Below are 22,374 nucleotides of genomic sequence, written 5' to 3'. Positions count from 1 at the left end.
CCGTCCACTCCCGCCGCGACCGTCTTCTCTCACCACCGTTTCAGGGGCGGGTCTGGGATAGCCAGGTGAAGGCGCCCAGGCCGTCGGGGGTGATGAGTTCGGCCTCCTCCGAGGCCCGGACCAGGGCTTGGAGGTAGCCTCGCGGGTCGGTGTGGGCGCGTTCGACGGGCGGGCGGGTTCCGGTGACGCCGAGGGCGCGGAGGGCTTCCCGCTGGGTGGTCAGGATCGTGTTCACGGCGCCGGCGCGTTCTCCGGCCGCCGCGCAGGCGTCCAGGGCGACGTGGGCGGTGATGTCGCACGATCCGTCCGGCACGGGGGCGACGATTCCGCCGTCGCGGTAGCCGGTCAGCGTGCCGTACGGCGGGCGGCCGTCCAGCCGGTGGGCGTAGTCGATCGCGATCGCGCGGCCCTGGGCCAGCCGTACGATCACCGATGCCCACGCCTCGTCACGCGGTCTGCCGATCTCGGCCCGCTCGCCTGTCGTCCGCATCGGCCACCAGCGGTCCAGCCAGGCCAGGTCGGCCTCCTGGGGCCTGTCGCCGAGCCGTTCCCGGCCGTCGGACGGGTCGACCAGGACCAGCCGGGGGCCGTCGGCGGCCTGTTCGGCGACGTCCGTCGGCACGTTGTCCAGCCACTCGTTGGCGATCACGAGTCCGCGGATCCCGTCCGGTACGGCCGCGGCCCAGGCGATCTCCTCGGGCAGCCCGGCGGGCCGGGGGGCGAGGTCCACCGCGGTCACCCGCAGGCGCGTGCGAAGGCCGGGCGGTGCGGCGGCGAGCACTCCGGCCGCCAGGCCGCCCTCACCCGCGCCGACGTCCACCAGGTCGATCCTCGGGGGGCCGCCCAGCTCGGCGTCCACCGCGGCGAGTTCGCGCGCCACGGCCCCGGCGAGGACGGTGGAGGCGCCGACCGAGGTCCGGAAGTGACCTGAGGGCCGCTCTCGCAGATAGAAGCCGTTCTCGCCGTAGAGCGCCCGCTCTGTCGCGGCGCGCCAGGTGAGCCACACGTCCACAGACGTTACCGGTGGTGCCCCTGGGCCGTCGTCGAGATCACAGGGTGTCCTTGAGGAGGCCACGGTAACGACCTTGTGGCCTCGCGGGGACGTCCCGGAGGCCCCGGGGGCGGCTGTCATTACTGACAGGTTGCTCAGCCGGTCGGATGCCGCCGCTTTCGGACACCTGCCTTGACGCAGTCGGGAGGGTCAGGCCCGTTACGCTGGTCAACTGGGCACGGAGCCCCCATGTGGTCGAAGGACGGGACGTCATGGACGCAGTCGATCGCCCGGCACGGCTGGCCGTCGGAGTGGTTGGGGCAGGCCGGGTGGGTTCGGCGCTCGGGGTCGCGCTCACGCGGGCGGGCCATCGGGTGGTCGCCGCGAGCGGGGTCTCCGACTCCTCCAGGGAGCGGGCGATCGAACGGCTCGGCCTGACGCCGACCGGCCCGCAGGACGTGGTGGCCAAGTCGGATCTCATCCTTCTGACGGTCCCCGACGACGTGCTGCCCGACCTGGTCTCGGGTCTGGTCGGCACCGGCGCCGACCTGCGGGGCAAGCTGGTGGCCCACACCAGCGGCGCGTACGGCCTGGCGGTGCTGAACCCGGCGATCAGGGAGGGCGCGCTGCCCCTGGCGCTGCATCCGGTGATGACGTTCACCGGCAGGGACGACGACCTGCGCCGTCTGGTCGGCATCTCCTACGGTGTCACCGCGCCCGACCCCCTTCGCCCGGTGGCCGAGGCCCTGGTCATCGAGATGGAGGGCGAGCCGGTCTGGATCGAGGACGACGACCGGCCGCTCTATCACGCGGCTCTGGCGGGTGCGGCGAACCACATGGTGACGCTGGTCGCCGAGTCGTCCGAGTTGCTGGGGCGGATCGGCGTGGATCAGCCGGGCCGGATGCTCGGCCCGCTGCTCGGCGCGGCCCTGGAGAACGTGCTGCTGCTCGGTATCGCCGGGCTGACCGGCCCGGTGGTCCGTGGTGACGCCGCCACGGTCCGCAAGCACGTGGACGCGCTGATCTTGGCGGCACCCGAGGCCGCGGACGCCTACGTGGCCCTCGCTAGGCTCACGGCGGACCGGGCGCTGGCGGCCGGGCTGCTCAAGCCCGAGGCCGCCGAGCGCCTCCTGGACGCCCTGGGAGGAAACATATGGACGTGATCGTGGCGGCCGACCGGATCGGGCTGGTCAAGGCGAGGCGGACCCTGGGAATCGGTGGTTTCCCCGGAGACGCCACGCTGGCGCTGGTGCCGACCATGGGCGCGTTGCACGAGGGGCACCGGTCGCTGATCCGGCTGGCCCGCGAGCAGGCCGACCATGTGGCCGTGAGCATCTTCGTGAACCCCCTGCAGTTCGGTCCGGACGAGGACTTCTCCCGCTATCCCCGGACGTTCGAGGTCGACCTGGAGATCTGCGCGGCCGAGGGGGTGGGCCTGGTGTTCGCCCCCTCCGCCGGGGACATGTACCCTCCGGACCGGCAGGTCGGTGTGTCGGCGGGGAAGATGGGCACGGTCGTCGAGGGGGCGTTCCGTCCCGGGCACCTCGACGGTGTGCTGACCGTGGTGCTCAAGTTGTTCAACCTGGTCCAGCCGGATGTGGCGGTCTTCGGGCAGAAGGACGCCCAGCAGCTGGCGATGATCCGCCGGATGGTCGCCGACCTCGACCTGTCGGTCTCCATCGTGGGGGCGCCCACGATCCGCGAGGCGGACGGCCTGGCGCTGTCCAGCCGGAACCGCTACCTGTCCACGCACGACCGGCACACGGCCCTGGCCCTGTCACGGGGACTGTTCACCGGGGCCGGTCGGCGGACGCCGGAGGAGATCCGCCGGGCGGCGCGCGCCGTACTGGAGGGTGAGCCGGAGATCGCTCTCGACTACCTGGTCCTGGTGGATCCGGCGACCTTCGTCGAGGTCGGCGAGGACTACCGGGGTGAGGCGGTCCTGGCCGTGGCCGCACGGGTGGGGTCCACCAGACTGATCGACAACGTGACGGTCGACCTGCGGTGAGAGCGGCCTGTGCGTGACCGCGGCACCCCGGGGTGTTACGGGCCGTACGGTCGCCGGGATCTTTCGAGACCCTGGCCATGCGTCGGACCGGTTTTCAGGACCTGGGGCATATTCTTCGGGGCCCGGGGAATATGTGGTGGGCACCTTTGGAACCTCGGATATATTTTCGCCCAGGCGTGTACGCCACAGGGCGGCGCGACCGTGCGAAAGGTGATTGAAGCGTGCTCCGCACCATGCTCACATCCAAGATCCATCGCGCCACCGTCACCCAGGCCGACCTGCACTATGTGGGGTCGCTGACGATCGACGAGGACCTGCTGGACGCGGCGGATCTCCTCCCCGGCGAACAGGTCCACGTGGTGGACATCGACAACGGTGCCAGGCTGGTGACCTACACGATCGCGGGCCCGCGAGGCTCCGGGATCATCGGTGTCAACGGCGCCGCGGCCAAGCTCGTCCAGCCGGGCGACCTGGTGATCATCATCGCGTACGGCCAGCTCGACGACGCCGAGGCCCGGACCTTCCAGCCCCGGATCGTCCACGTCGACGCCGGCAACCGGATCGCCGACCTCGGCCACGACCCCGCCGCCGCCCTTCCGGGCCTTCTCCGTGGCGACGAGCTCCGCCGGGTGCCGGACTGTCAGAGGTAGGACGAGCCTCGCCCGGCGCCGGGTGCTCCCGGAGCCCGGTGGATCCGGTCGGGTGGTGGACACCCGCCCGCCGGCCGGTGTCGCGTGCCGCTCCGGTGGGCCGGCCGGCGTCGCGTTCCGGTCCCGCTCACCGGCCGGCGTCGTGCGCCGCTCCCGTGGGCCGGTCGGCGCCGCGTTCCGGTCCCGTGGAGCGGCCGGACGGAGGTGGGCACCCTCTCACCGGTCGGTCCGTACACGGCCCACCCCGGGGAACAGTCCTTCCGGGCCGCACGTTATCGTCACATTGACGAGATAAAGAGCCTCTAACCATCCCCACAAGGAGGCGGCAATGACGATTCCAGCCATCCCCCTGAGGCTGACCGCCCCACCTCCGGGCTGGACGGTCGACGCGGACGTCGTCGTGGTCGGCTCCGGTGTCGCGGGATTGACCACGGCGCTGCGCCACGCCCGCCTCGACCCCGCGGCCAGGGTCCTGGTCGTCACCAAGGACGTGCTCTCCTCGGGGTCCACCCGCTGGGCGCAGGGCGGCATCGCCGCCGTGCTCGACCCCCGGGACACCCCTGCCGAGCACCTGTCCGACACCCTCGTCGCGGGGGCCGGTCTCTGCGACGAGGAGGCCGTCCGGGTCCTGGTCACCGAGGGGCCGGGGGCGCTGCGCGAGCTGATGGCGACGGGGGCCAGGTTCGACACCGACGCCTCGGGCGCGCTCCAGCTCACCAGGGAGGGCGGTCACCGGCGCAACCGCATCGTGCACGCCGGCGGCGACGCCACCGGGGCCGAGGTGCAGCGGGCGCTCATCAAGGCCGTCCGGGAGTCGGCGATCCAGGTGATCGAGCACGCGCTCGTGCTCGATCTGCTCAAGGACGCCGAGGGCCGGGCCGCCGGAGTGACCCTGCACGTCATGGGCGAGGGCGAACGCGACGGGGTGGGCGCGGTCAGGGCCGGGGCCGTGGTGCTGGCCACCGGCGGCATGGGCCAGGTCTACGCCGCCACCACCAACCCGGCCGTCTCCACCGGCGACGGCGTGGCGCTCGCGCTGCGGGCCGGCGCCGTCGTCAGGGACCTGGAGTTCGTCCAGTTCCACCCGACCGTGTTCTGGCTCGGCGAGGACTCCGTCGGCCAGCAGCCGCTGATCTCCGAGGCGGTCAGGGGCGAGGGCGCGGTGCTGGTCGACGCCGAGGGCGTCCGCTTCATGCAGGACGTCCACGAGCTCGCCGACCTCGCGCCCCGCGACGTGGTGGCCAAGGCGATCATGCGGCGGATGCGTGAGACCGGAGCCGACCACGTGTATCTCGACGCCCGCCACTTCGGCGCGGAGAAGTGGCGCACCCGGTTCCCGACGATTCACGCCGTCTGCCGGGAGCACGGCGTCGACCCGGTCACCGCGCTCATCCCGGTCGTCCCCGCCGCCCACTACGCCAGCGGCGGCGTCCGGACCGACCTGCGTGGCCGTACCAGCGTGCCGGGCCTGTACGCCTGCGGTGAGGTGGCCTGCACCGGTGTGCACGGCGCCAACCGGCTGGCCTCGAACTCGCTGCTCGAAGGTCTGGTCTTCGCCGAGCGGATCGCCGCCGACATCCACGCCGAGCGGCGGGGCTCCGGCGCACCGGTGGCCGACGAGCGGCCGAGTGGCCTGGTGGACCCCAGGGCGAGACCCAGGATCCAGGGGCACATGAGCCGGGGCGCGAGCGTGCTGCGAAACCGGGAGTCCCTGACCGAGGTCGCCAGGGCGCTGCTGGACGTCCGGTGGACCCCGGTGGCGGTCCAGCCGTGCACCGAGTCGTGGGAGACCACGAACCTGCTGACGATCGCCTCGGCGCTGGTGGCCGTGGCCCGCACCCGTGAGGAGACCCGCGGGTCACACTGGCGCGAGGACTTCTCCGAGCGAAACGATGCCTGGTGGCTGGGCCACCTCGACCTGACCCTGACGGCGGAGGGAACAACCATGACATACGTCCCGCACGCGAGCGGCGCTGACGGCCTGCCGTCCCGGGTGCAGGCGGACCTGGTCGAGGCCGGTCTCGACCCGGCCGCGGTGACGGCGCTCTTCGCGACCGCGGTGGCCGAGGACGTCCAGGAGGCGGGCGACGTCACCAGCGTCTCCACCATCCCGGCGGGCCGGACCGACACCGCCGACGTGGTGGCCCGCGCCGACGGGGTGGTCGCCGGGCTGGCCCTCGCCGAGGGCCTCTTCTCCTACGTCAGCGAGGGCCGCCTGACCGTCGAGCGCCGGGCCAAGGACGGCGAGCACGTCGCGAGGGGCGACGTGCTGATGACCGTCACCGGCCCCACCAGGGACCTGCTGACCGCCGAGCGGACGGCGCTCAACCTGCTCACCCACCTGTCCGGCATCGCCACCCTCACCGGCCGCTGGGTGCGGGCCGTGGCGGGCACCGGGGCACGGGTCAGGGACAGCCGGAAAACGCTGCCCGGCCTGCGGGCCCTGGAGAAGTACGCCGTGCGCTGCGGCGGCGGGGTCAACCACCGCATGTCGCTCTCGGACGCCGCGTTGATCAAGGACAACCACGTGGTGGCCGCCGGCGGGGTGGCAGAGGCGTTCCGCGCGGTCCGGGACGCCCATCCCGGCCTGCCGATCGAGGTCGAGGTCGACCGGATCGACCAGATCGAGCCGGTGCTCGCCGAGGGCGCCGAGGAGATCCTGCTGGACAACTTCACCGTGGAGGAGCTGGCGCTGGCCGTACGGCTGGTGAGCGGCAGGGCGCGGCTGGAGTCCAGCGGGGGGTTGACCCTGGAGTCGGCTCGTGATGTAGCTGAAACAGGCGTTGACTATCTTGCCGTTGGTGCGCTCACGCACTCGGCACCCGCTCTTGACATCGCGCTGGACCTTCGGGGGAATTGATGCTGCTTGCCATCGATGTCGGTAACACCCACACCGTTCTCGGCCTGTTCGAGGGTGAGGACGTCATCGAGCACTGGCGCATCGCCACCGACGCCCGGCGCACGGCGGACGAGGTCGCCGTCGTGCTGCAGGGGCTGCTCGGGCAGTCGCCGCTGCTCAAGGGGGCTGACGTCGGCGGTATCGCGCTCTGCTCCACGGTGCCGTCGGTGCTCAACGAGATGCGCGAGATGTGCCGCCGCTACTACGGCGACGTCACCGCGGTGATCGTCGAGCCCGGCGTCCGCACCGGGGTCCCGGTCAGGATGGACAACCCCAAGGAGGTCGGCAGCGATCGGATCGTCAACGCGCTGGCCGCCATCCAGCTGTACGGCGGGCCGTGCGTCATCGTCGACTTCGGCACCGCGACCTCCTTCGACGCGGTCTCCGCCAAGGGGGAGTACATCGGCGCGGTGACCGCCCCCGGCATCGAGATCTCGGTGGACGCGCTGGCCGCGGCCGGGGCGCAGCTCCACAAGGTGGAGCTGATCCGGCCCCGCTCGGTGATCGCCAAGAACACGGTCGAGGCGCTCCAGGCGGGCATCATCTACGGTTTCGCCGGTCAGGTGGACGGGATCGTCGACCGCATGGCGGCCGAGCTGGCCGACGACCCGGACGACGTCACCGTGGTCGCCACCGGCAGCGCGGCGCCGCTGGTGGTCGGCGAGGCGCGCTCGATCGACGTGCACGAGCCGTGGCTCACGCTGATCGGTCTTCGGCTGATCTATCAGCGCAACACCCCTTAGCCGGACATCGGTAACCTTGCTCTGTGACCGATGAAGTGACCAACCCCGCCGAGGATCTGCCCGAGCAGATGCGCGTGCGCCGGGAGAAGCTCGACCGCCTCCGCTCCGAGGGCGTCGACCCCTACCCGGTGAACTTTCCGCGTACCGCGACCAACGATGAGATCCGCGAAAAATACGCGGATCTCACCGCTGACACCGCGACCGGCGACAGAGTGGGTGTCACCGGACGGGTCATGCTGTCGCGGACCGGGGGCAAGCTCTGCTTCGCCACCATCCGCGACGGCTCGGCCGACCTGCAGGTCATGATCTCCCTGGACCGGGTGGGCGAGGAGTCCCTGGCCGCCTGGAAGCGCGACGTGGACCTCGGCGACCACGTCGGCATCGAGGGAGAGGTCATCACCTCCCGCAGGGGGGAGCTGTCCATCCTCGCCGACCGCTGGGCGATCACCTCCAAGTGCCTGCGCCCGCTGCCGGAGAAGCACGCCGGCCTGACCGACCCCGAGGCGCGGGTCCGCCTGCGCTATGTGGACCTCATCGTCAACGACGAGGCGCGCAAGATGGCCTACACCCGCAGCGCGGTGGTGCGGGCGATCCGTGACTTCTGGCACGGCGAGGGCTATCTGGAGGTCGAGACGCCGATGCTCCAGCCGGTCCACGGCGGTGCGACGGCCCGGCCGTTCAAGACCCACATCAACGCCTACGACATGGATCTCTATCTCCGGATCGCGATCGAGCTCTACCTCAAGCGGCTCGTGGTGGGCGGCATCGAGAAGGTTTTCGAGATCAACCGCAACTTCCGCAACGAGGGCGCGGACGCCACCCACAACCCCGAGTTCACGATGCTTGAGGCGTATGGGACGTATCTCGACTACAACGACATGGCCGACCTGACCCAGCGCATGATCCAGAACGCGGTCGTGGCCGCGCTCGGCCACTCCGTGGTGACCCATCAGGGCCACCAGATCGACCTGGGGCTGGCCGAGTGGCCGAGGATCACCCTGTACGGGTCGGTCTCGGAGGCGCTGGGCGAGGAGGTCACCACCGAGACGCCGCTGGAGAAGGTCCGCAAGCTCGCGGACGCGCGGGAGATCCGCTGGGACCCCAAGTGGGGCCAGGGCAAGCTCGTCCAGGAGATCTTCGAGGCGCTCGTCGAGCACACCCTCATCCAGCCCACGTTCGTCATGGACTACCCGCTGGAGACCTCACCGCTGACCCGCCAGCACCGGGACAACCCGCTCCTCACCGAGAAGTGGGACCTGATCGGCTTCGGCACCGAGCTGGGCACCGCCTACTCGGAGCTGGTCGACCCGGTCGAGCAGCGCCGCCGCCTCACCGAGCAGTCCCTGCTCGCCGCGGGCGGCGACGCCGAGGCCATGCAGCTCGACGAGGACTTCCTCGCCGCCCTGGAGTACGCCATGCCCCCCACCGGGGGCATGGGGCTCGGCGTGGACCGCCTGGTCATGGCCTTCACCGGCAAGAACATCCGCGAGACCATCCTGTTCCCGTTGGTCAAGCCCGCGGGCTGAGCGGCCGGAGGGCGTGTCGGCCCGCGGGGGTGTGTTTTCGGACATGCCTCCGCGGGCCCTGCTTTCGGCTGTCCGTTTTCAGATACGCCCTTCCCCGCGGTACGGAGGTCGCCGGTGAGCGGCGGCCGTATCGGCCATCGGTGGACGACGATTGCACGGAGGGGCGTCGGCGGCCGATCAGAGGGTCGGATAATTCCAGTCGAGGCGGCGTATGGTACGGAAACGCCATTTCGCTGGTGTTCCCGTCTTGTGCTGATTGGCTAGTTTCGGCAGATATGTGCCGGATGCCGTAAAAATCGACTCACTTCTCTCTCATTGCGAGCCGATTCCCTCGGATCTGTCAAGGGGGTGGGTCAGGTGTCCGTGAGAGGGCGTGCCAGATGAGGTCGTTCTTTCTGGTGGAATGTGAGAGGAGGATGGTGGCCGTGTGACCGCCGGTGGAGGCGGTCCCGCCGCGGGAGGCCCCGGCGAAACCTTGTTCTGCGAAGACTCCGTCTGTCAGGGGGCGGTGGGGCGCCCGGGGGCGCCGGTCTTGGCGCGGCCATGACTTAACCGTAAAGGCGCCGACATATCATGAGTACTTCACGTAGCACACGCTATGTCAACAGCGCGTACTACCTCTATGAAGAGTGGAACTTGACGACCTTTGAACAAGCCGTTTACCGTTCCTGACGGGCGGCATTGATTCCAGACGACTCACGCCTGAGTTCCAGCGCGGGGGGAGCGACTCCAGATGGCATATCCAGAGGTGGACTCCCGCCGCGGCGACGGTCTTCTGGGCATGGGTGAGATCGGTCTGAGCGACGAGGATCTCGTGCTGCTGGCGGAGCTCGCCAAGGGCGTCACCGTGGACCGGGTGGGGCGCCGCCTCGACATCAGCGGCCGGACGGTCCGGCGCAGGCTCCGCGGGATCTGCGACCGCATCGGGGTGGCCACGGCGATCGAGGCCGTGGCCTGGGCCGCCCGCCGGCGACTGATCTAAACCCCGCCTCCCGGCCCGCTCCGGCCTTGAAGGCGACACCCCTACCCCGTGCCCCGTTTTGTCCCCGTGGTCGCCCCAGGGGCTCTCTCAGCCCGCCCCAGGGGCGGTTCTCGGCCCGCGCTCGGCCCGTGACCGACCCCGCACCCGACCCGCGCCCAGTTCACGGCCGGGTGTTCGCGGTCGGCCCGCGCCCGGTCCGCGGCGGGGTGTTCGCGCCCGGCGCCGCCGGGGTCCGCACCGGGTTCGCGCTCAGTCCGCGATACGCACACCACCGGCGAAGGGGCGGTTGTCGATCGTCGCGATGTGGATGACGTCACCGGTCTGGGGGGCGTGGACCATCAGGCCCGCGCCGATGTAGATCCCCACGTGGTGCAGGTCGCTGTAGAAGAAGACCAGGTCCCCGGGGCGCAGGTCGTCCCTGGAGACGTGGGTGCCCGCCGTCCACTGGTTGCCCGTGTAGTGCGGCAGGCTGATGCCGACCTTCTGGTAGGCCCACATCACCAGGCCCGAGCAGTCGAAGGAGTTCGGTCCCTCGGCGCCCCACACATACGGCTTGAGTTGCTGGGTGAGAGCCCACCGGGCGGCCTCGGCGGCCTTGCCGTCGCCCACGATCGGCACGTCGATCTTCACCCGGTTGCCCCGGGTGCTGCTCGCCCGGGACCGTACCTCCCGAAACAGGCTGCTCTCGACCTTGGCGACCAGGCGCTCGATCGTGGTGCGCCTGTCGCCGATCTGGTTGAGGAGGTCCTTGACCTCGGTGGTCCGGGCCTTGGCGCTCACCTGCGCGCTCTCCGCGGCCTTGATCGCCCGGCCGACCTGGGCGACCTCCTCGCTCTGCTGCTGCTGGAGCGCGTAGTTCGTGGTGGCCTGGTCGAGGAAGGCGTCGGGATCGGAGGACTGGCTGAAGGTGAGCCCCGGGCCCAGCCCGCCCGCCATGTAGCTGCTCTGCGCGAGCAGGGTGGCCTTGGTGCGCCGTGACTCCAGCTCCGACTCGCTGACGGCGAGGGTCTTCTCGGCGCTCTCGGCGGCGCGCTGGGCCTGCTTGAGCTTGACCCGCTCGCCGTTGTACTGCTCGGTGAGCGTCTCGATCTCGGTGTGCAGCTTCTCGGCCTGTTTGGCGAGCTGGCGGAGGCTGGGCTGCGGGTCGGCGGTGGCCGCCACGAGGGGGGTGCCGAGGGTGAGGGAGGCGAACGCCGCCCCGATGACCGCGAACCGGAACGACAGTCCGCGCGCCGCCTGTTCTCGGCTGCGGGCGTGCCTGCCCGCACGTCGTGCCCCACGGTCGCGCATGCGCTTCACCAACAGGCTCCTCTCTTGGCCGCCTACCGGGTTAGCTGACGGGTTCGGGCCGGAGGCAGCCCTACCGGATGCCGGTGGCACCTCGGATTCACCCCGGGGGACGTCGGGAGGGTGGGTCCCCGGTTCCCCAGTCGGGGGATTCGGCGGGTCAGCTCTTTACGTTGCTGACATCGAGGACGGACATTAGTGCAATTGGAGGTTCATGCTCAACCAGAACTGCAAAGTTGGTAGAGCTTTCACAACTGAAATGTCACGGTCAGGTCACATCATTTCATGATCGATATGTGTGTCACGCCGGCCCCGCGTCCCTCCTGGCGGAGGTGACGGGGGTCTTCGCAGGTCCGTGCGTGTGAGACGGGGGGATTCGGTCCGTCGGCGAAGATCTCGGCTCACCGTGGCAGGCGAGCTACGGTGCGTCATCCAACGGCTCCTGGACAGGGGTTAAGGCTGAGCCGTAAATAGGTGGTGACGAGGACGTACGCTGATCGGTCATGGAGCAGGTTGCGGAGCAGTCCCCGACGCCGGCCGTACGCCGCACCGGAGACGCGGGACGACGAGCGGGGACCGTGGACGGGGGAGTGGACGCGGATCGGGGATCGCCGAGCCGGCGGGAGGCCGGGGCGGACGCCATCGCGATCACGATCCGGCGTGCCCGCACCCCGGACGTGCGCGGCATCCGGCGGCTTGTCGACACCTACGCCGGGGCCGGTCCGCGCCTGCTGGAGAAGGCCACGGTCACCCTGTACGAGGACGTCCAGGAGTTCTGGGTGGCCGACAGGGACGGGGTCGTGGTGGGTTGCGGGGCGCTTCACGTCCTGTGGGAGGACCTCGCCGAGATCCGCACGGTCGCCGTCGATCCCGGCTGCCGGGGCCTGGGCATCGGCCACCGGATCGTCTCCGAGCTCGTCCGCGCCGCCGGCGAGCTGGGCCTGCGCCGGGTCTTCTGTCTCACCTTCGAGGTTGATTTCTTCGCCCGGCACGGATTTCAGGAGATCCAGGGCACCCCCATCTCGCCGGAGGTCTACGCCGAACTTCTCGCCTCCTATGACGAGGGGGTCGCCGAGTTCCTTGAGTTGGAGCACGTCAAGCCCAATACCCTGGGCAACACCCGAATGCTGCTGTACCTGACACCGCGGACCGGCTAGCTTTCCTCGGGTATTGGCTGATGCAAAAGGTGACTGTTGATACCTATCTCGATACCTTGTGCTCCAGAAGCATGTGAGTCGGCCATGTGCCACATGCGCAGTCGAAGTGAGGTGACGCGGTGAGCACCGGACAGCCACCGTATCCGCAGGATGATCCCGACCGCTCACCGTCGGGGCATCCGCAATACGGACACAATGGAGGTCGACCCCCTGGTGAACCCGATCCCGATGTGACAGTTGTGGGATATCGATCGGAGGCCTCACCGTCGAGCACGGGACCGGGGCAGACCCAGCCGGGTTACGGCCAGGCGGCCTACGGCCAGCAGCCGGGGACCGGCGCCTATGGTCAACAGCCCGGCTATGGCCAGCAGCCCGACTACGGTCAGCAGGCCTCCCAGCCCGGTTACGGTCAGCAGCCCGGGTACGGCCAGCAGCCCGGTTACGGTCAGCAGGCCCCACAGGAGCAGCCGGGTTACGGCCAGGCGGCCTACGGCCAGCAGCCGGGGACCGGCGCCTATGGACAGCAGCCCGGCTATGGCCAGCAGCCTGATTACGGGCAACAGTCTGATTACGGTCAGCAGGCCTCCCAGCCCGGTTACGGTCAGCAGCCCGGTTACGGTCAGCAGTCGGGGGCCGGCGCCTACGGTCAGCAGCCCGGTTACGGTCAGCAGCCTGATTACGGTCAGCAGGCCTCCCAGCCCGGTTACGGTCAGCCCGGATACGGCCAGCAGCCGGGCTACGGTCAGCAGCCCGGTTACGGTCAGGCCGCCCCCTACTCCCAGGGGTACGGACCTCAGGGGGAGATGCCCCCCGGCGCTCCGGCACCGCTCGCGGAGTGGTGGCAGCGTCTGGTGGCCCGTCTCATCGACGGAATCATCCTGGCGATCCCGACATTCATTGTCTCCGCGGTGATGACCGCGATCCTGGTCACCCAGCCGGACTTCGACCTCGAAACCGGGAAGTTCACCGCCGGGGGCGGACTCGTCCTCGCGGCCGTGCTCACCGGGATCGTCGGCGGCCTGATCTACGCCGCCTACGAGTTCCTGATGGTCCGGCAGAGCGGCCAGACCGTCGGCAAGATGGTCATGGGTATCAAGGTCGTGGCGGTCGGCGGCGCGCTGCAGCCGGGCGGGCTCTCCTCCGACCTCGCGCTCAAGCGGACCGGTGTGCTCTTCGGTCCGAGCATGGTGAACGGGATCCCGGTCATCGGGTGGATCGCCAACATCTTCTCCCTGGTGAACGTGCTCTGGCAGCTGTGGGACAAGCCGCTGCGGCAGTGTCTGCACGACAAGGTCGCCACGACGGTGGTCGTCAAGACCAAGTAGTCGCCTGAATATCGGGGCCGGCGGATGAACCGCCGGTCCCGTTTTCATACGTGGGCGGGTTCATACGCGGGCGGGAAACCCGGCCCGGTAACGGTGTCCCCCCCAGGCGCGATGGAAGCGCAAACCCATTCGCGGCGGGGAGAGGAGCGTTATGGCCGTCCACCGGCCTCCCCTGGCGACAATCCCCCTGGATCGGTGGCGTCGCGGCCCGGTGCGCCGTACGCCGCGCCGGCCCTCCGATCCCGTGGAACCCATCCGCCCGGCCATATGGGACCGTCGGCCGTCTCGCTCTATGGGATGCCAATGGGAGGGCACTCGCCGCCCGGAGTTCCCGTCTCACTCGCCGAATGGGCGCCGCCTTGCGGACGCCCGCGCCGTCGTCGGCGTCATCTTGGCGCGGTCCGCCGGAAACTTCGTGCGGTCCGCCGGATTGTCGTGCCGGACTTCTCCTTCCACTTCCGGGCGACACGTGAAGACCTTCTTGCCGATCCCGGCTCCACCCCCATGGCGTTGCCAAGGTTGTTGCGCGGTCCGATCCCGTTTGGTGGTTATACGGTCTACGACTATGTCCTGGATGCGGAGAGGGAAGTACTCTTGGGAAGAAAACGATGAAGGTCTGCCTTGTTCCGTCCGGCGGTGCCGTACCGCCACCCCCTGTCCGATGAACCGGGCAGCTCTCTATCCGGACGTTCTTCACGCCGGAGGCATTACCGCGGCGAACCCGCCGGTGATGATCTTCGGCTCTGCGGCAGACCTGCCCCGCCTCCCCCGCAACCACCCCTCACCAGGGGTTTCTCGGTCCAGGGGAGGGTAGTCTGGTGGTCATCAGGCCGGAGTGAGATTGATTTTTCGGCGGAGCGATCACCACGATGATCGCCCTGTCGGTTTTTTCCCTGCGGCTTTACGGAGTGCAACCGGTAAGACGGCTGGAGAGAAGCATTAAGGTAGTCAGCGGTCGACATGGCCGCCCCAGTGACACCTCTGGCCCGCAGGTGACGCTATGGTCATCTGTGGACGGATCCGGACTGATCGAGCGAGCGCCGTGCGCGGCCCGGGATGCCGCCGCCAGAAATTCCATGGTCCCCGGAAAGTTGCCCACGGTGCGGAGCGAGGACGAATGAGCGACGTATTGTCCGCGTTGATACCCCCGGTGGTCGTCGGCGGGGCCTTCATCTACGGAGTTGTCAAGCTTCTTCGCAGTGAAGCCGCAGGCCGCCGCCCGACAAAACGGCGGGATCCGTCTGAGTCGCAGAACAGCTGATCCACTCCCCCCTCCGGAGGTCGGCAAGAATCGCCGGGCTCCCGGAATTGCCGCTCTCCGATTGCGGGTATATGTTTAGCTAGCGAATGAAACAATACTCCGCGAAAGGATTGCGTAGATGGCCAAGCAGATCCAGGAGATTCTCATCGACGACCTCGATGGGGGCGAGGCCAATGAGACTGTCGCCTTCGCGATTGACGGCACGAGCTATGAGATTGATCTCAGTGAAGTAAACGCGAAGAAGCTCCGCGACTCCCTGTCGCCTTTCGTGCAGAGCGCTCGCCGTTCGGGTGCGCTCGCCCCTCGTCGTCGCCGTGCAGGTGGCGCCCGGGCACTCACGAGAGAGAAGAGCGCCGACATCCGGGCCTGGGCCAAGTCCCACGGTCTTAATGTCAGCGAGCGCGGTCGAATCGCCTCCAAGATCGTCGAGCAGTACGAAGCGGCTCACTAGATCGTTGAATCATGCGGTTATGGCGGCCACGGTGGGGTCCGGTGGCGGCCATGACCGCATGACGCGTTTGGGCGGTCGATAAACGTCGTTCGCTTGCGGCGTATCGGGAACACCGCACCCCCCGCAGGTAGTTGGATGGAGGGTGAACGCCCTGCTCTCGGGGAACGTCTACTGCATAGAGCGGTCGCCGGGGCGGGGCTACCATGCGGGATGACAGGGCCCGGATATCCCGGACCTGCCTGACCGCTCTGTGAGGAGCGACGAGATGTTCGAGAGGTTCACCGACCGCGCGCGGCGGGTTGTCGTCCTGGCCCAAGAAGAGGCCCGGATGCTCAACCACAACTACATCGGTACGGAGCACATTCTTCTTGGCTTGATCCATGAAGGTGAAGGCGTTGCCGCCAAGGCTCTGGAGAGCCTCGGCATCAGTCTTGAAGGTGTGCGTCAGCAGGTCGAGGAGATCATCGGCCAAGGACAGTCTGCGCCGTCGGGGCACATTCCCTTCACCCCACGCGCCAAGAAGGTCCTTGAGCTGTCGCTCCGCGAGGCCTTGCAACTGGGGCACAACTACATCGGCACCGAGCACATCCTGCTCGGCCTCATCCGTGAGGGCGAGGGCGTCGCCGCCCAGGTGCTGGTGAAGCTGGGCGCGGATCTCAACCGCGTACGGCAGCAGGTCATCCAGTTGCTCCACGGCTACCAGGGCAAGGAGCCGGCCGCCTCGGGCGGCCCGCAGGAGGCCGCGCCGTCGACCTCCCTTGTGCTGGACCAGTTCGGCCGCAACCTGACCCAGGCCGCCCGTGAGGGCAAGCTCGACCCGGTCATCGGCCGGGAGAAGGAGATCGAGCGGGTCATGCAGGTCCTCTCCCGGAGGACCAAGAACAACCCCGTCCTGGTGGGCGAGCCCGGCGTCGGCAAGACCGCCGTCGTCGAGGGTCTCTCCCAGAAGATCGTCAAGGGCGAGGTCCCGGAGACGCTCAAGGACAAGCAGCTCTACACCCTGGACCTGGGCGCGCTGGTGGCGGGCTCCCGCTACCGGGGTGACTTCGAGGAGCGCCTGAAGAAGGTCCTCAAGGAGATCCGCACCCGCGGCGACATCATCCTGTTCATCGACGAGCTGCACACGCTCGTCGGCGCGGGCGCCGCCGAGGGCGCCATCGACGCCGCCAGCATCCTCAAGCCGATGCTGGCCCGCGGCGAGCTGCAGACCATCGGAGCCACCACGCTCGACGAGTACCGCAAGCACCTGGAGAAGGACGCCGCGCTGGAGCGCCGCTTCCAGCCGATCCAGGTGGCCGAGCCCAGCCTCAGCCACACGATCGAGATCCTCAAGGGGCTGCGCGACCGTTACGAGGCCCACCACCGGGTCTCCATCACCGACGGCGCCCTCGTGGCCGCCGCTCAGCTCGCCGACCGTTACATCAGCGACCGGTTCCTGCCGGACAAGGCGATCGACCTCATCGACGAGGCCGGCTCGCGCATGCGCATCCGCCGGATGACCGCGCCGCCGGACCTGCGCGAGTACGACGAGAAGATCGCCAACGTGCGGCGCGACAAGGAGTCCGCGATCGACGCGCAGGACTTCGAGAAGGCCGCGGCCCTGCGCGATCAGGAGAAGCAGCTCCAGCTCAAGCGGGAACGCCGCGAGAAGGAGTGGAAGGCCGGCGACATGGACGTCGTGGCCGAGGTCACCGAGGAGCTCATCGCCGAGGTCCTGGCCACCGCCACCGGCATCCCGGTCTTCAAGCTCACCGAGGAGGAGTCCCAGCGGCTGCTCCGCATGGAGGACGAGCTGCACAAGCGGATCATCGGCCAGGACGACGCCATCAAGGGGCTGTCCCGCTCGATCCGCCGTACCCGCGCCGGTCTGAAGGACCCGCGCCGCCCGGGTGGCTCGTTCATCTTCGCCGGCCCGTCCGGTGTCGGCAAGACCGAGCTGTCCAAGGCGCTGGCCGAGTTCCTGTTCGGGGACGAGGACGCGCTGATCATGCTGGACATGTCCGAGTTCATGGAGAAGCACACCGTCTCCCGGCTCTTCGGCTCTCCTCCCGGCTACGTCGGATACGAGGAGGGTGGCCAGCTGACCGAGAAGGTGCGGCGCAAGCCGTTCTCCGTGGTCCTCTTCGACGAGATCGAGAAGGCCCACCCGGACATCTTCAACTCTCTGCTGCAGATCCTGGAGGACGGTCGCCTGACCGACGCCCAGGGCCGGGTGGTGGACTTCAAGAACACCGTCATCATCATGACGACCAACCTCGGCACCCGGGACATCTCCAAGGGCATCGGGGTGGGCTTCGCGAAGGCCAACGACGCCGAGTCGAACTACGACCGGATGAAGGCCAAGGTCCAGGAGGAGCTCAAGCAGCACTTCCGGCCCGAGTTCCTCAACCGTGTCGACGACATCGTGGTCTTCCACCAGCTCACGCCGAAGGAGATCATCCAGATCGTGGACCTGATGCTCGCCCAGGTGGCGCTGCGTCTGAAGGACCGCGACATGGGCATGGAGCTCACCCAGGAGGCCAAGCAGCTGCTGGCCGACCGGGGCTACGACCCGGTGATGGGTGCCCGGCCGCTCCGCCGGACGATCCAGCGCGAGCTGGAGGACATGCTGTCGGAGAAGATCCTGTACGGCGAGATCCGTCCCGGCCAGATCGTCAAGATCGCGGTCGAGGGGGAGGGCGACGACGCGAAGTTCACCTTCGTCGGTGAGCCCGCGCCCTCCGACCAGGTCCCGGACTCGGCCGCCGCCATCGCGGAGCCGATCCAGAACTAGGTCACACGTCAGCACTGGAGCAGACCCCGTCGTGAGGACATCACGGCGGGGTCTGTTCGTCTGTTCCCGCGGTTGTCCCGAAGAACCGGTGTTCTTCCCGAAGAAGGCGTCACGCCACTTTGTTCGTCAAGAAGGTGCCTCGCCACCAAAGGTAGTACTACACTCTGTAGAGTGAGTCTGCCCAACGGCTCACCCAAGCGATCCACACGTTGTACCGATTGCGGTGAGATCGGTCTGGAAGTCAGCCCAGCGGCGTAGCGAGGAATCAGCTCCGGGAGTGACGCGGAGAGCGGCGCCACGCGGGATGCTCGGCGGACCGAGCCGGATCCCCGGCCAGAGATCTGTCACCCACGACACCACGGCCGTCGGCGCAGAGCAGTCAGGGTCGCTTGCACCGAAGTACCCACCTGCCCTTGGAGGAACCGGATGCGTTTGCGACACCAGGACGGGACCCTCGTTCACCTGTCCTACAACGCGGGCGTCCACCCCGCCGAGGATCTGGAGAACCTGATCGCGCATCTGACCCGGTACGCCGTCCCGGTGCGCAAGCGTCTCGGGGTGGCGCGGATGGGGGTCGGCCTCTGGCTCTCCCCGAGTGTCGCCGACCACCTCACCGCCGACCGGATAGAGCTGGTGCGGCTGCGCCGCTCCCTGGAGGAGCGCGGCCTGGAGGTCGTCGGCCTCAACGGCGCGGGCGGGCGCAACCAGGAGACCCCCGGCCCCGACTGGGCCAAGCCCGAGCGTTACCGCTACACGATGGCGCTGGCCAGGATCCTGGCCTTCCTGCTGCCGGACGACGTCCGGTTCGGCAGCATCTCCACCATCCCGATCGGCTGGCGCCGAGACTGGCCGGCCGACCTGCACGACATAGCCTCCCGCAGGTTGGAGCGTCTCTCCCGCGAACTGCGCGGCCTCCACAGCGTCACCGGCAAGACGATCAGGGTCGGCTTCGAGCCCTGGCCCGGGTGCGTGCTGGAGACCACGAAGCAGGCGCTGGAGCGGGTCGGCGGCATCGACTCCGAGCACCTCGGGGTCTGCCTCGACGCCTGCCACCTCTCGGACGGTACGGAGGAGCCGGGGGCGGCCCTGCGCGGCCTGGCGGCGGCCGGTGCCCCCGTCGTCAAGCTCGGCCGTGTCCACAACCACCTCGACGACGGCCGCCGGGAACTCCCCAGCACCCGTTCGGTGCTGGAGGACACCCTCACGGCCATGTTCTCCGGCGCGGTGAACGGCACCGCCCACGTCGAGGTCGAGGCACATGAGCTGGCCGTACCGGCCAGGGCCAAGGGGCCGGGCGCACTGGTCAACATGATCGCCGAGGAACTCGACTGGGCCCGCACCAACCTCACCGCGCTCGGCCTGCGCCTGGCCGCCTGACCGCCCACCCGGCCGTTTGCCCGCCTGATCATTTGCCCGGCCGCCCGGACTGTCGGGCGGACGGTCAGGCGGGCAGGCGGTAGGTGCCGTCGTCGAGGACCTCGGCCAGGCCGTCGGCGACGAGGCCGTCGAGCGCGCGCTCCCGCTGCGGGGCGCTGTCCCAGACCACGTCGAGGGCCTCCTTCGGGACCGGGCCGTGGGCCTGGCGCAGGACGGCCAGGAGACGGCCACGGCACTGACGGTCGGTGCCCGCGTAGGACTGGCCCCTGCGGGCCGGGCCCTCATAGGCGGGGCTGCCGGCCAGGCGCCAGGCGCACAGCTCACGGATCGGGCAGTCGGCGCAGCGGGGGGCTCGGGCCGTACAGACCAGGGCGCCCAGCTCCATGACGGCGACCGCCCAGACGGGGGCGTCGTCGGCGCCGGGCAGCAGCGAGGCGGCGAGCCCGCGCTCGGCGGGTGTGGTGGCCTTCGGGGGATACTCCTCGCCCCGTACGGCCCGCGCCAGCACCCGGCGGACGTTGGTGTCCAGAACGGCGTGGCGCCCCCGGAAGGCGAAACTGGCCACCGCGGCCGCAGTGTACTCGCCGACGCCGGGCAACGTCAGCAGGACGGCGTGATCGTCGGGAACCTCGCCGTCGTGCTCGTCGGTGATCGTCCGGGCGCAGGCGTGCAGGTTGAGGGCGCGGCGAGGATAGCCGAGCCGGCCCCAGTGGCGTACGGCCTCGCCGGGGGACTCCTTGGCGAGGGCGGCGGGCGTCGGCCAGCGCTCCAGCCACTCGGTCCAGACGGGCAGCACCCGGACCACCGGGGTCTGCTGCAGCATGATCTCGCTGACCAGGATCGACCAGGGGGAGGCGTCGGGAGTGCGCCACGGGAGATCGCGGGCATTCTCGGCATACCACTTGAGAACGGGGTCCAGTAGGCGGTTCGGCTCGGGCACCTTCCGACGATAGTGCCGCTCCGGACCCGCCTCGGCTTCTTCCCTCGACCTCGTCCGTTGAAACGGGCCCCGACAGCGGCGGGTCGCCCCTCACGGCCCGAGGGAAATCCTCATACTGTCCGTATGGATCCGGACACTTTCCGTAGCGATATAGGGGTGGACGTCTACTGGCGGCGTCGGATGGCCGCGCTCGTCGGTGTGCTCGTGGTGGTCGCCGTCGTCGCCTGGGCCTGTTCGGCGAGCGGGCCGGGGAGCGAGTCGAAGGGGGAGAGCCTGGCCGGCAGGTCGCCCACGCCGGATCCGATCCTGGCCCTCCTGCCTGCGGCGACGCCCACCCCCTCGCCCGCCCCGGCGGCACCCACGGCTCCGGCGGCCCCCGGTTCCGCCCCCTCGGCCATGCCCTCCGTCACGGCCAAACCGGTGGTACGGCCCAGGCGTCCCGGCGACGCCTGCCTCCCGTCCGACCTCGTGCTGGACATGCAGGGGCTCGGAGAGGTCTACGCCGGAGGCGATCGGCCCCGGTTCGTTCTCACCCTGGTGAACGTCGGCAAGGTGATGTGCACGACCGACGTCGGCTCGCGGGCGCTGGAGGTCCGCATCACCTCCGGCGCGGATCGCGTCTGGTCGTCCGCCGACTGCGTCAGTGGTGAGACCGAGGACATCCGCAGGCTTGACCAGGGCATCCCGTACGTGCGGCAGATCGAGTGGGACCGGCGCCGCTCCGGCGGCGACTGCGCGGCCAAGCGCGTCGCGGCCAAGGCCGGCACCTACGTGGCTGCGGTCCACACCTCCCGGCTCAAGAGCCGCAAGGCCGTCTTCCACCTCCGGTAGAGGTGGGGGACGGAGGGTGTCGTGGGTGTCCCGGTCAGACGTAGCGCTCCAGAATGGAGGACTCGGCCAGCCGGGAGAGGCCCTCGCGGATGTGACGCGCCCTGGCCTCGCCGACCCCGCCGACCTCCTGGAGGTCGCCGATGCTGGCGGCCAGGAGTTTCTGCAGGCTGCCGAACTGGTCGACCAGGCGGTCGACCACCGTGCCCGGCAGGCGCGGGACCTTGGCCAGCAGGCGGTAACCCCGTGGGCTCACCGGGTTCTCCAGGGCCTCGCCGCCCGACTGGCCCAGGACCCGGGCGACCACCGACAGGTCGAGCAGGTCGTCGGAGGAGAGCTGGTCGAGGTCGTGCAGCGCCCCGGCGGATCCGCGCGGGCGACGGCCTCCGGCCGGGAGGTAGTCGCGGACGATCAGCTCGCGGTCGCTCTCGGTGCCGGCCACCAGCTCGTTGAGCTGGAGGGAGAGGAGCCGGCCGTCGGTGCCGAGCTCCACCACGTATCCGGCGATCTCATCGGAGATGCGGCGGACCATCTCCAGCCGCTGGGCGACCACCGCGACGTCGCGGACGGTCACCAGATCCTCGATCTCCAGCGCCGACAGCGTGCCGGACACCTCGTCCAGCCGCAGCTTGTAGCGCTCCAGCGTGGCCAGGGCCTGGTTGGCCTTGGAGAGGATCACCGCCGACTCCTCCAGCACATAGCGGATGCCGTCCAGGTAGAGGGCGATTATCCGCATGGACTTGCTGAGGGAGATGACGGGGAAGGCCGTCTGGACGGCCACGCGCTGGGCGGTGCGGTGCCGGGTGCCGGACTCGTCGGTGGGGATGGACGGATCGGGCATCAGGTGCACCGCCGCCCGAACGATCTTGTGATCGCCCGAGTTCAGCACGATGGCGCCGTCCATCTTGGCCAGCTCGCGCAGCCGTGTCGCGGAGAACTCGACGTCCAGCTCGAACCCGCCGCTGCAGATCTCCTCGACCACGTTGTCGTAGCCCAGCACGATCAGGCCGCCGGTGTGACCGCGCAGGATGCGCTCCAGGCCGTCGCGGAGCGCGGTGCCCGGGGCGACCGCGGCCAGGACGCCTCTGCGGCGCTCGTCGAGCCCTTGCTCGTCAAGACCTCTGTAGGTTGCTGCCACATGACCCCCGTGGTCTGCGTATCACACTCAGCTTACCG

The 22,374-nt window shown here is 69.4% G+C and carries 17 protein-coding genes and 1 riboswitch; of the genes, 13 read left to right on the top strand and 4 right to left on the bottom strand.

The features are described from left to right. Nucleotides 1-40 precede the first annotated feature (40 nt). Nucleotides 41-1,012, bottom strand: coding sequence for an SAM-dependent methyltransferase (locus tag ACWEF2_RS15310; protein WP_453815577.1), 972 nt, complete (start codon nucleotides 1,010-1,012; stop codon nucleotides 41-43). Between the two features lie 251 nt (nucleotides 1,013-1,263). Here ACWEF2_RS15310 and ACWEF2_RS15305 point away from each other — a divergent pair, with 251 nt between their 5' ends. The 7 genes from ACWEF2_RS15305 to ACWEF2_RS15275 all read left to right on the top strand — a co-directional run bounded on the left by ACWEF2_RS15305 (nucleotide 1,264) and on the right by ACWEF2_RS15275 (nucleotide 9,799). Further along, nucleotides 1,264-2,154: a Rossmann-like and DUF2520 domain-containing protein gene (locus ACWEF2_RS15305; RefSeq protein ID WP_453815574.1), complete on the top strand. Its 891-nt coding sequence runs from the start codon at nucleotides 1,264-1,266 to the stop codon at nucleotides 2,152-2,154. Further along, complete coding sequence (gene panC, locus ACWEF2_RS15300; RefSeq protein WP_453815572.1) at nucleotides 2,145-2,999, top strand: pantoate--beta-alanine ligase; 855 nt, start codon at nucleotides 2,145-2,147, stop codon at nucleotides 2,997-2,999. Before ACWEF2_RS15305 ends, panC begins: the two co-directional genes overlap by 10 nt. A 221-nt stretch (nucleotides 3,000-3,220) precedes the next feature. Next, nucleotides 3,221-3,649 carry an aspartate 1-decarboxylase gene (gene panD / locus ACWEF2_RS15295; protein WP_453815571.1) on the top strand — a complete coding sequence of 143 codons (429 nt, stop codon included), beginning with the start codon at nucleotides 3,221-3,223 and terminating at the stop codon, nucleotides 3,647-3,649. A gap of 328 nt (nucleotides 3,650-3,977) precedes the next feature. After that, nucleotides 3,978-6,509: an L-aspartate oxidase gene (locus ACWEF2_RS15290; protein WP_453815569.1), complete on the top strand. Its 2,532-nt coding sequence runs from the start codon at nucleotides 3,978-3,980 to the stop codon at nucleotides 6,507-6,509. Then, nucleotides 6,509-7,291, top strand: coding sequence for a type III pantothenate kinase (locus ACWEF2_RS15285; RefSeq protein WP_453815568.1), 783 nt, complete (start codon nucleotides 6,509-6,511; stop codon nucleotides 7,289-7,291). Before ACWEF2_RS15290 ends, ACWEF2_RS15285 begins: the two co-directional genes overlap by 1 nt. A gap of 23 nt (nucleotides 7,292-7,314) precedes the next feature. Then, on the top strand, nucleotides 7,315-8,817 hold the full coding sequence (gene lysX, locus ACWEF2_RS15280; protein ID WP_453815566.1) for a bifunctional lysylphosphatidylglycerol synthetase/lysine--tRNA ligase LysX: 1,503 nt from the start codon (nucleotides 7,315-7,317) through the stop codon (nucleotides 8,815-8,817). Between the two features lie 733 nt (nucleotides 8,818-9,550). After that, the gene (locus tag ACWEF2_RS15275; RefSeq protein ID WP_453815564.1) at nucleotides 9,551-9,799 is read left to right on the top strand and encodes a LuxR family transcriptional regulator; all 249 of its coding nucleotides are present in this window, start codon (nucleotides 9,551-9,553) and stop codon (nucleotides 9,797-9,799) included. Nucleotides 9,800-10,048: 249 nt separating this feature from the next. Here ACWEF2_RS15275 and ACWEF2_RS15270 read toward each other — a convergent pair whose 3' ends face one another. Then, a complete protein-coding gene (locus tag ACWEF2_RS15270; protein ID WP_453815607.1) occupies nucleotides 10,049-11,089 on the bottom strand; it encodes a C40 family peptidase in 1,041 nt (346 codons plus the stop codon). Between the two features lie 14 nt (nucleotides 11,090-11,103). Then, a riboswitch (cyclic di-AMP (ydaO/yuaA leader) is annotated at nucleotides 11,104-11,254 on the bottom strand. Nucleotides 11,255-11,589: 335 nt separating this feature from the next. On the opposite strand from ACWEF2_RS15270, the gene ACWEF2_RS15265 reads away from it, so the two are divergent. The 5 genes from ACWEF2_RS15265 to ACWEF2_RS15245 all read left to right on the top strand — a co-directional run bounded on the left by ACWEF2_RS15265 (nucleotide 11,590) and on the right by ACWEF2_RS15245 (nucleotide 19,430). Continuing rightward, nucleotides 11,590-12,243 carry an amino-acid N-acetyltransferase gene (locus ACWEF2_RS15265; RefSeq protein ID WP_453815562.1) on the top strand — a complete coding sequence of 218 codons (654 nt, stop codon included), beginning with the start codon at nucleotides 11,590-11,592 and terminating at the stop codon, nucleotides 12,241-12,243. 239 nt (nucleotides 12,244-12,482) lie between these two features. Further along, nucleotides 12,483-13,568, top strand: a complete 1,086-nt coding sequence (locus tag ACWEF2_RS15260) for an RDD family protein (RefSeq protein WP_453815560.1) — start codon at nucleotides 12,483-12,485, stop codon at nucleotides 13,566-13,568. 1,379 nt (nucleotides 13,569-14,947) lie between these two features. Beyond that, nucleotides 14,948-15,280 carry a histone-like nucleoid-structuring protein Lsr2 gene (locus ACWEF2_RS15255; protein ID WP_355593868.1) on the top strand — a complete coding sequence of 111 codons (333 nt, stop codon included), beginning with the start codon at nucleotides 14,948-14,950 and terminating at the stop codon, nucleotides 15,278-15,280. Between the two features lie 265 nt (nucleotides 15,281-15,545). After that, nucleotides 15,546-18,053: an ATP-dependent Clp protease ATP-binding subunit gene (locus ACWEF2_RS15250; protein ID WP_453815557.1), complete on the top strand. Its 2,508-nt coding sequence runs from the start codon at nucleotides 15,546-15,548 to the stop codon at nucleotides 18,051-18,053. 426 nt (nucleotides 18,054-18,479) lie between these two features. Further along, nucleotides 18,480-19,430 (top strand): TIM barrel protein, encoded by a 951-nt coding sequence (locus ACWEF2_RS15245; RefSeq protein WP_355593864.1) that lies wholly within the window; start codon nucleotides 18,480-18,482, stop codon nucleotides 19,428-19,430. Between the two features lie 64 nt (nucleotides 19,431-19,494). Here the strand turns inward: ACWEF2_RS15245 and ACWEF2_RS15240 are convergent, their stop codons facing one another. Beyond that, entirely contained in the window at nucleotides 19,495-20,370 is an 876-nt protein-coding gene (locus tag ACWEF2_RS15240; RefSeq protein WP_453815555.1) for an A/G-specific adenine glycosylase, read from the bottom strand. A gap of 156 nt (nucleotides 20,371-20,526) precedes the next feature. Between ACWEF2_RS15240 and ACWEF2_RS15235 the strand changes: the two genes are divergently transcribed. Then, nucleotides 20,527-21,201: a hypothetical protein gene (locus ACWEF2_RS15235; protein ID WP_453815553.1), complete on the top strand. Its 675-nt coding sequence runs from the start codon at nucleotides 20,527-20,529 to the stop codon at nucleotides 21,199-21,201. 34 nt (nucleotides 21,202-21,235) lie between these two features. On the opposite strand, the gene disA is transcribed toward ACWEF2_RS15235, so the two are convergent. Next, nucleotides 21,236-22,336 carry a DNA integrity scanning diadenylate cyclase DisA gene (gene disA / locus ACWEF2_RS15230; protein ID WP_453815551.1) on the bottom strand — a complete coding sequence of 367 codons (1,101 nt, stop codon included), beginning with the start codon at nucleotides 22,334-22,336 and terminating at the stop codon, nucleotides 21,236-21,238. Nucleotides 22,337-22,374: the final 38 nt, after the last annotated feature.

The organism is Streptosporangium sp. NPDC004631, assembly GCF_053601935.1.
Note: the sequence above shows the minus strand (reverse complement) of the source record. Positions and strands in the feature narration are given on the sequence as shown.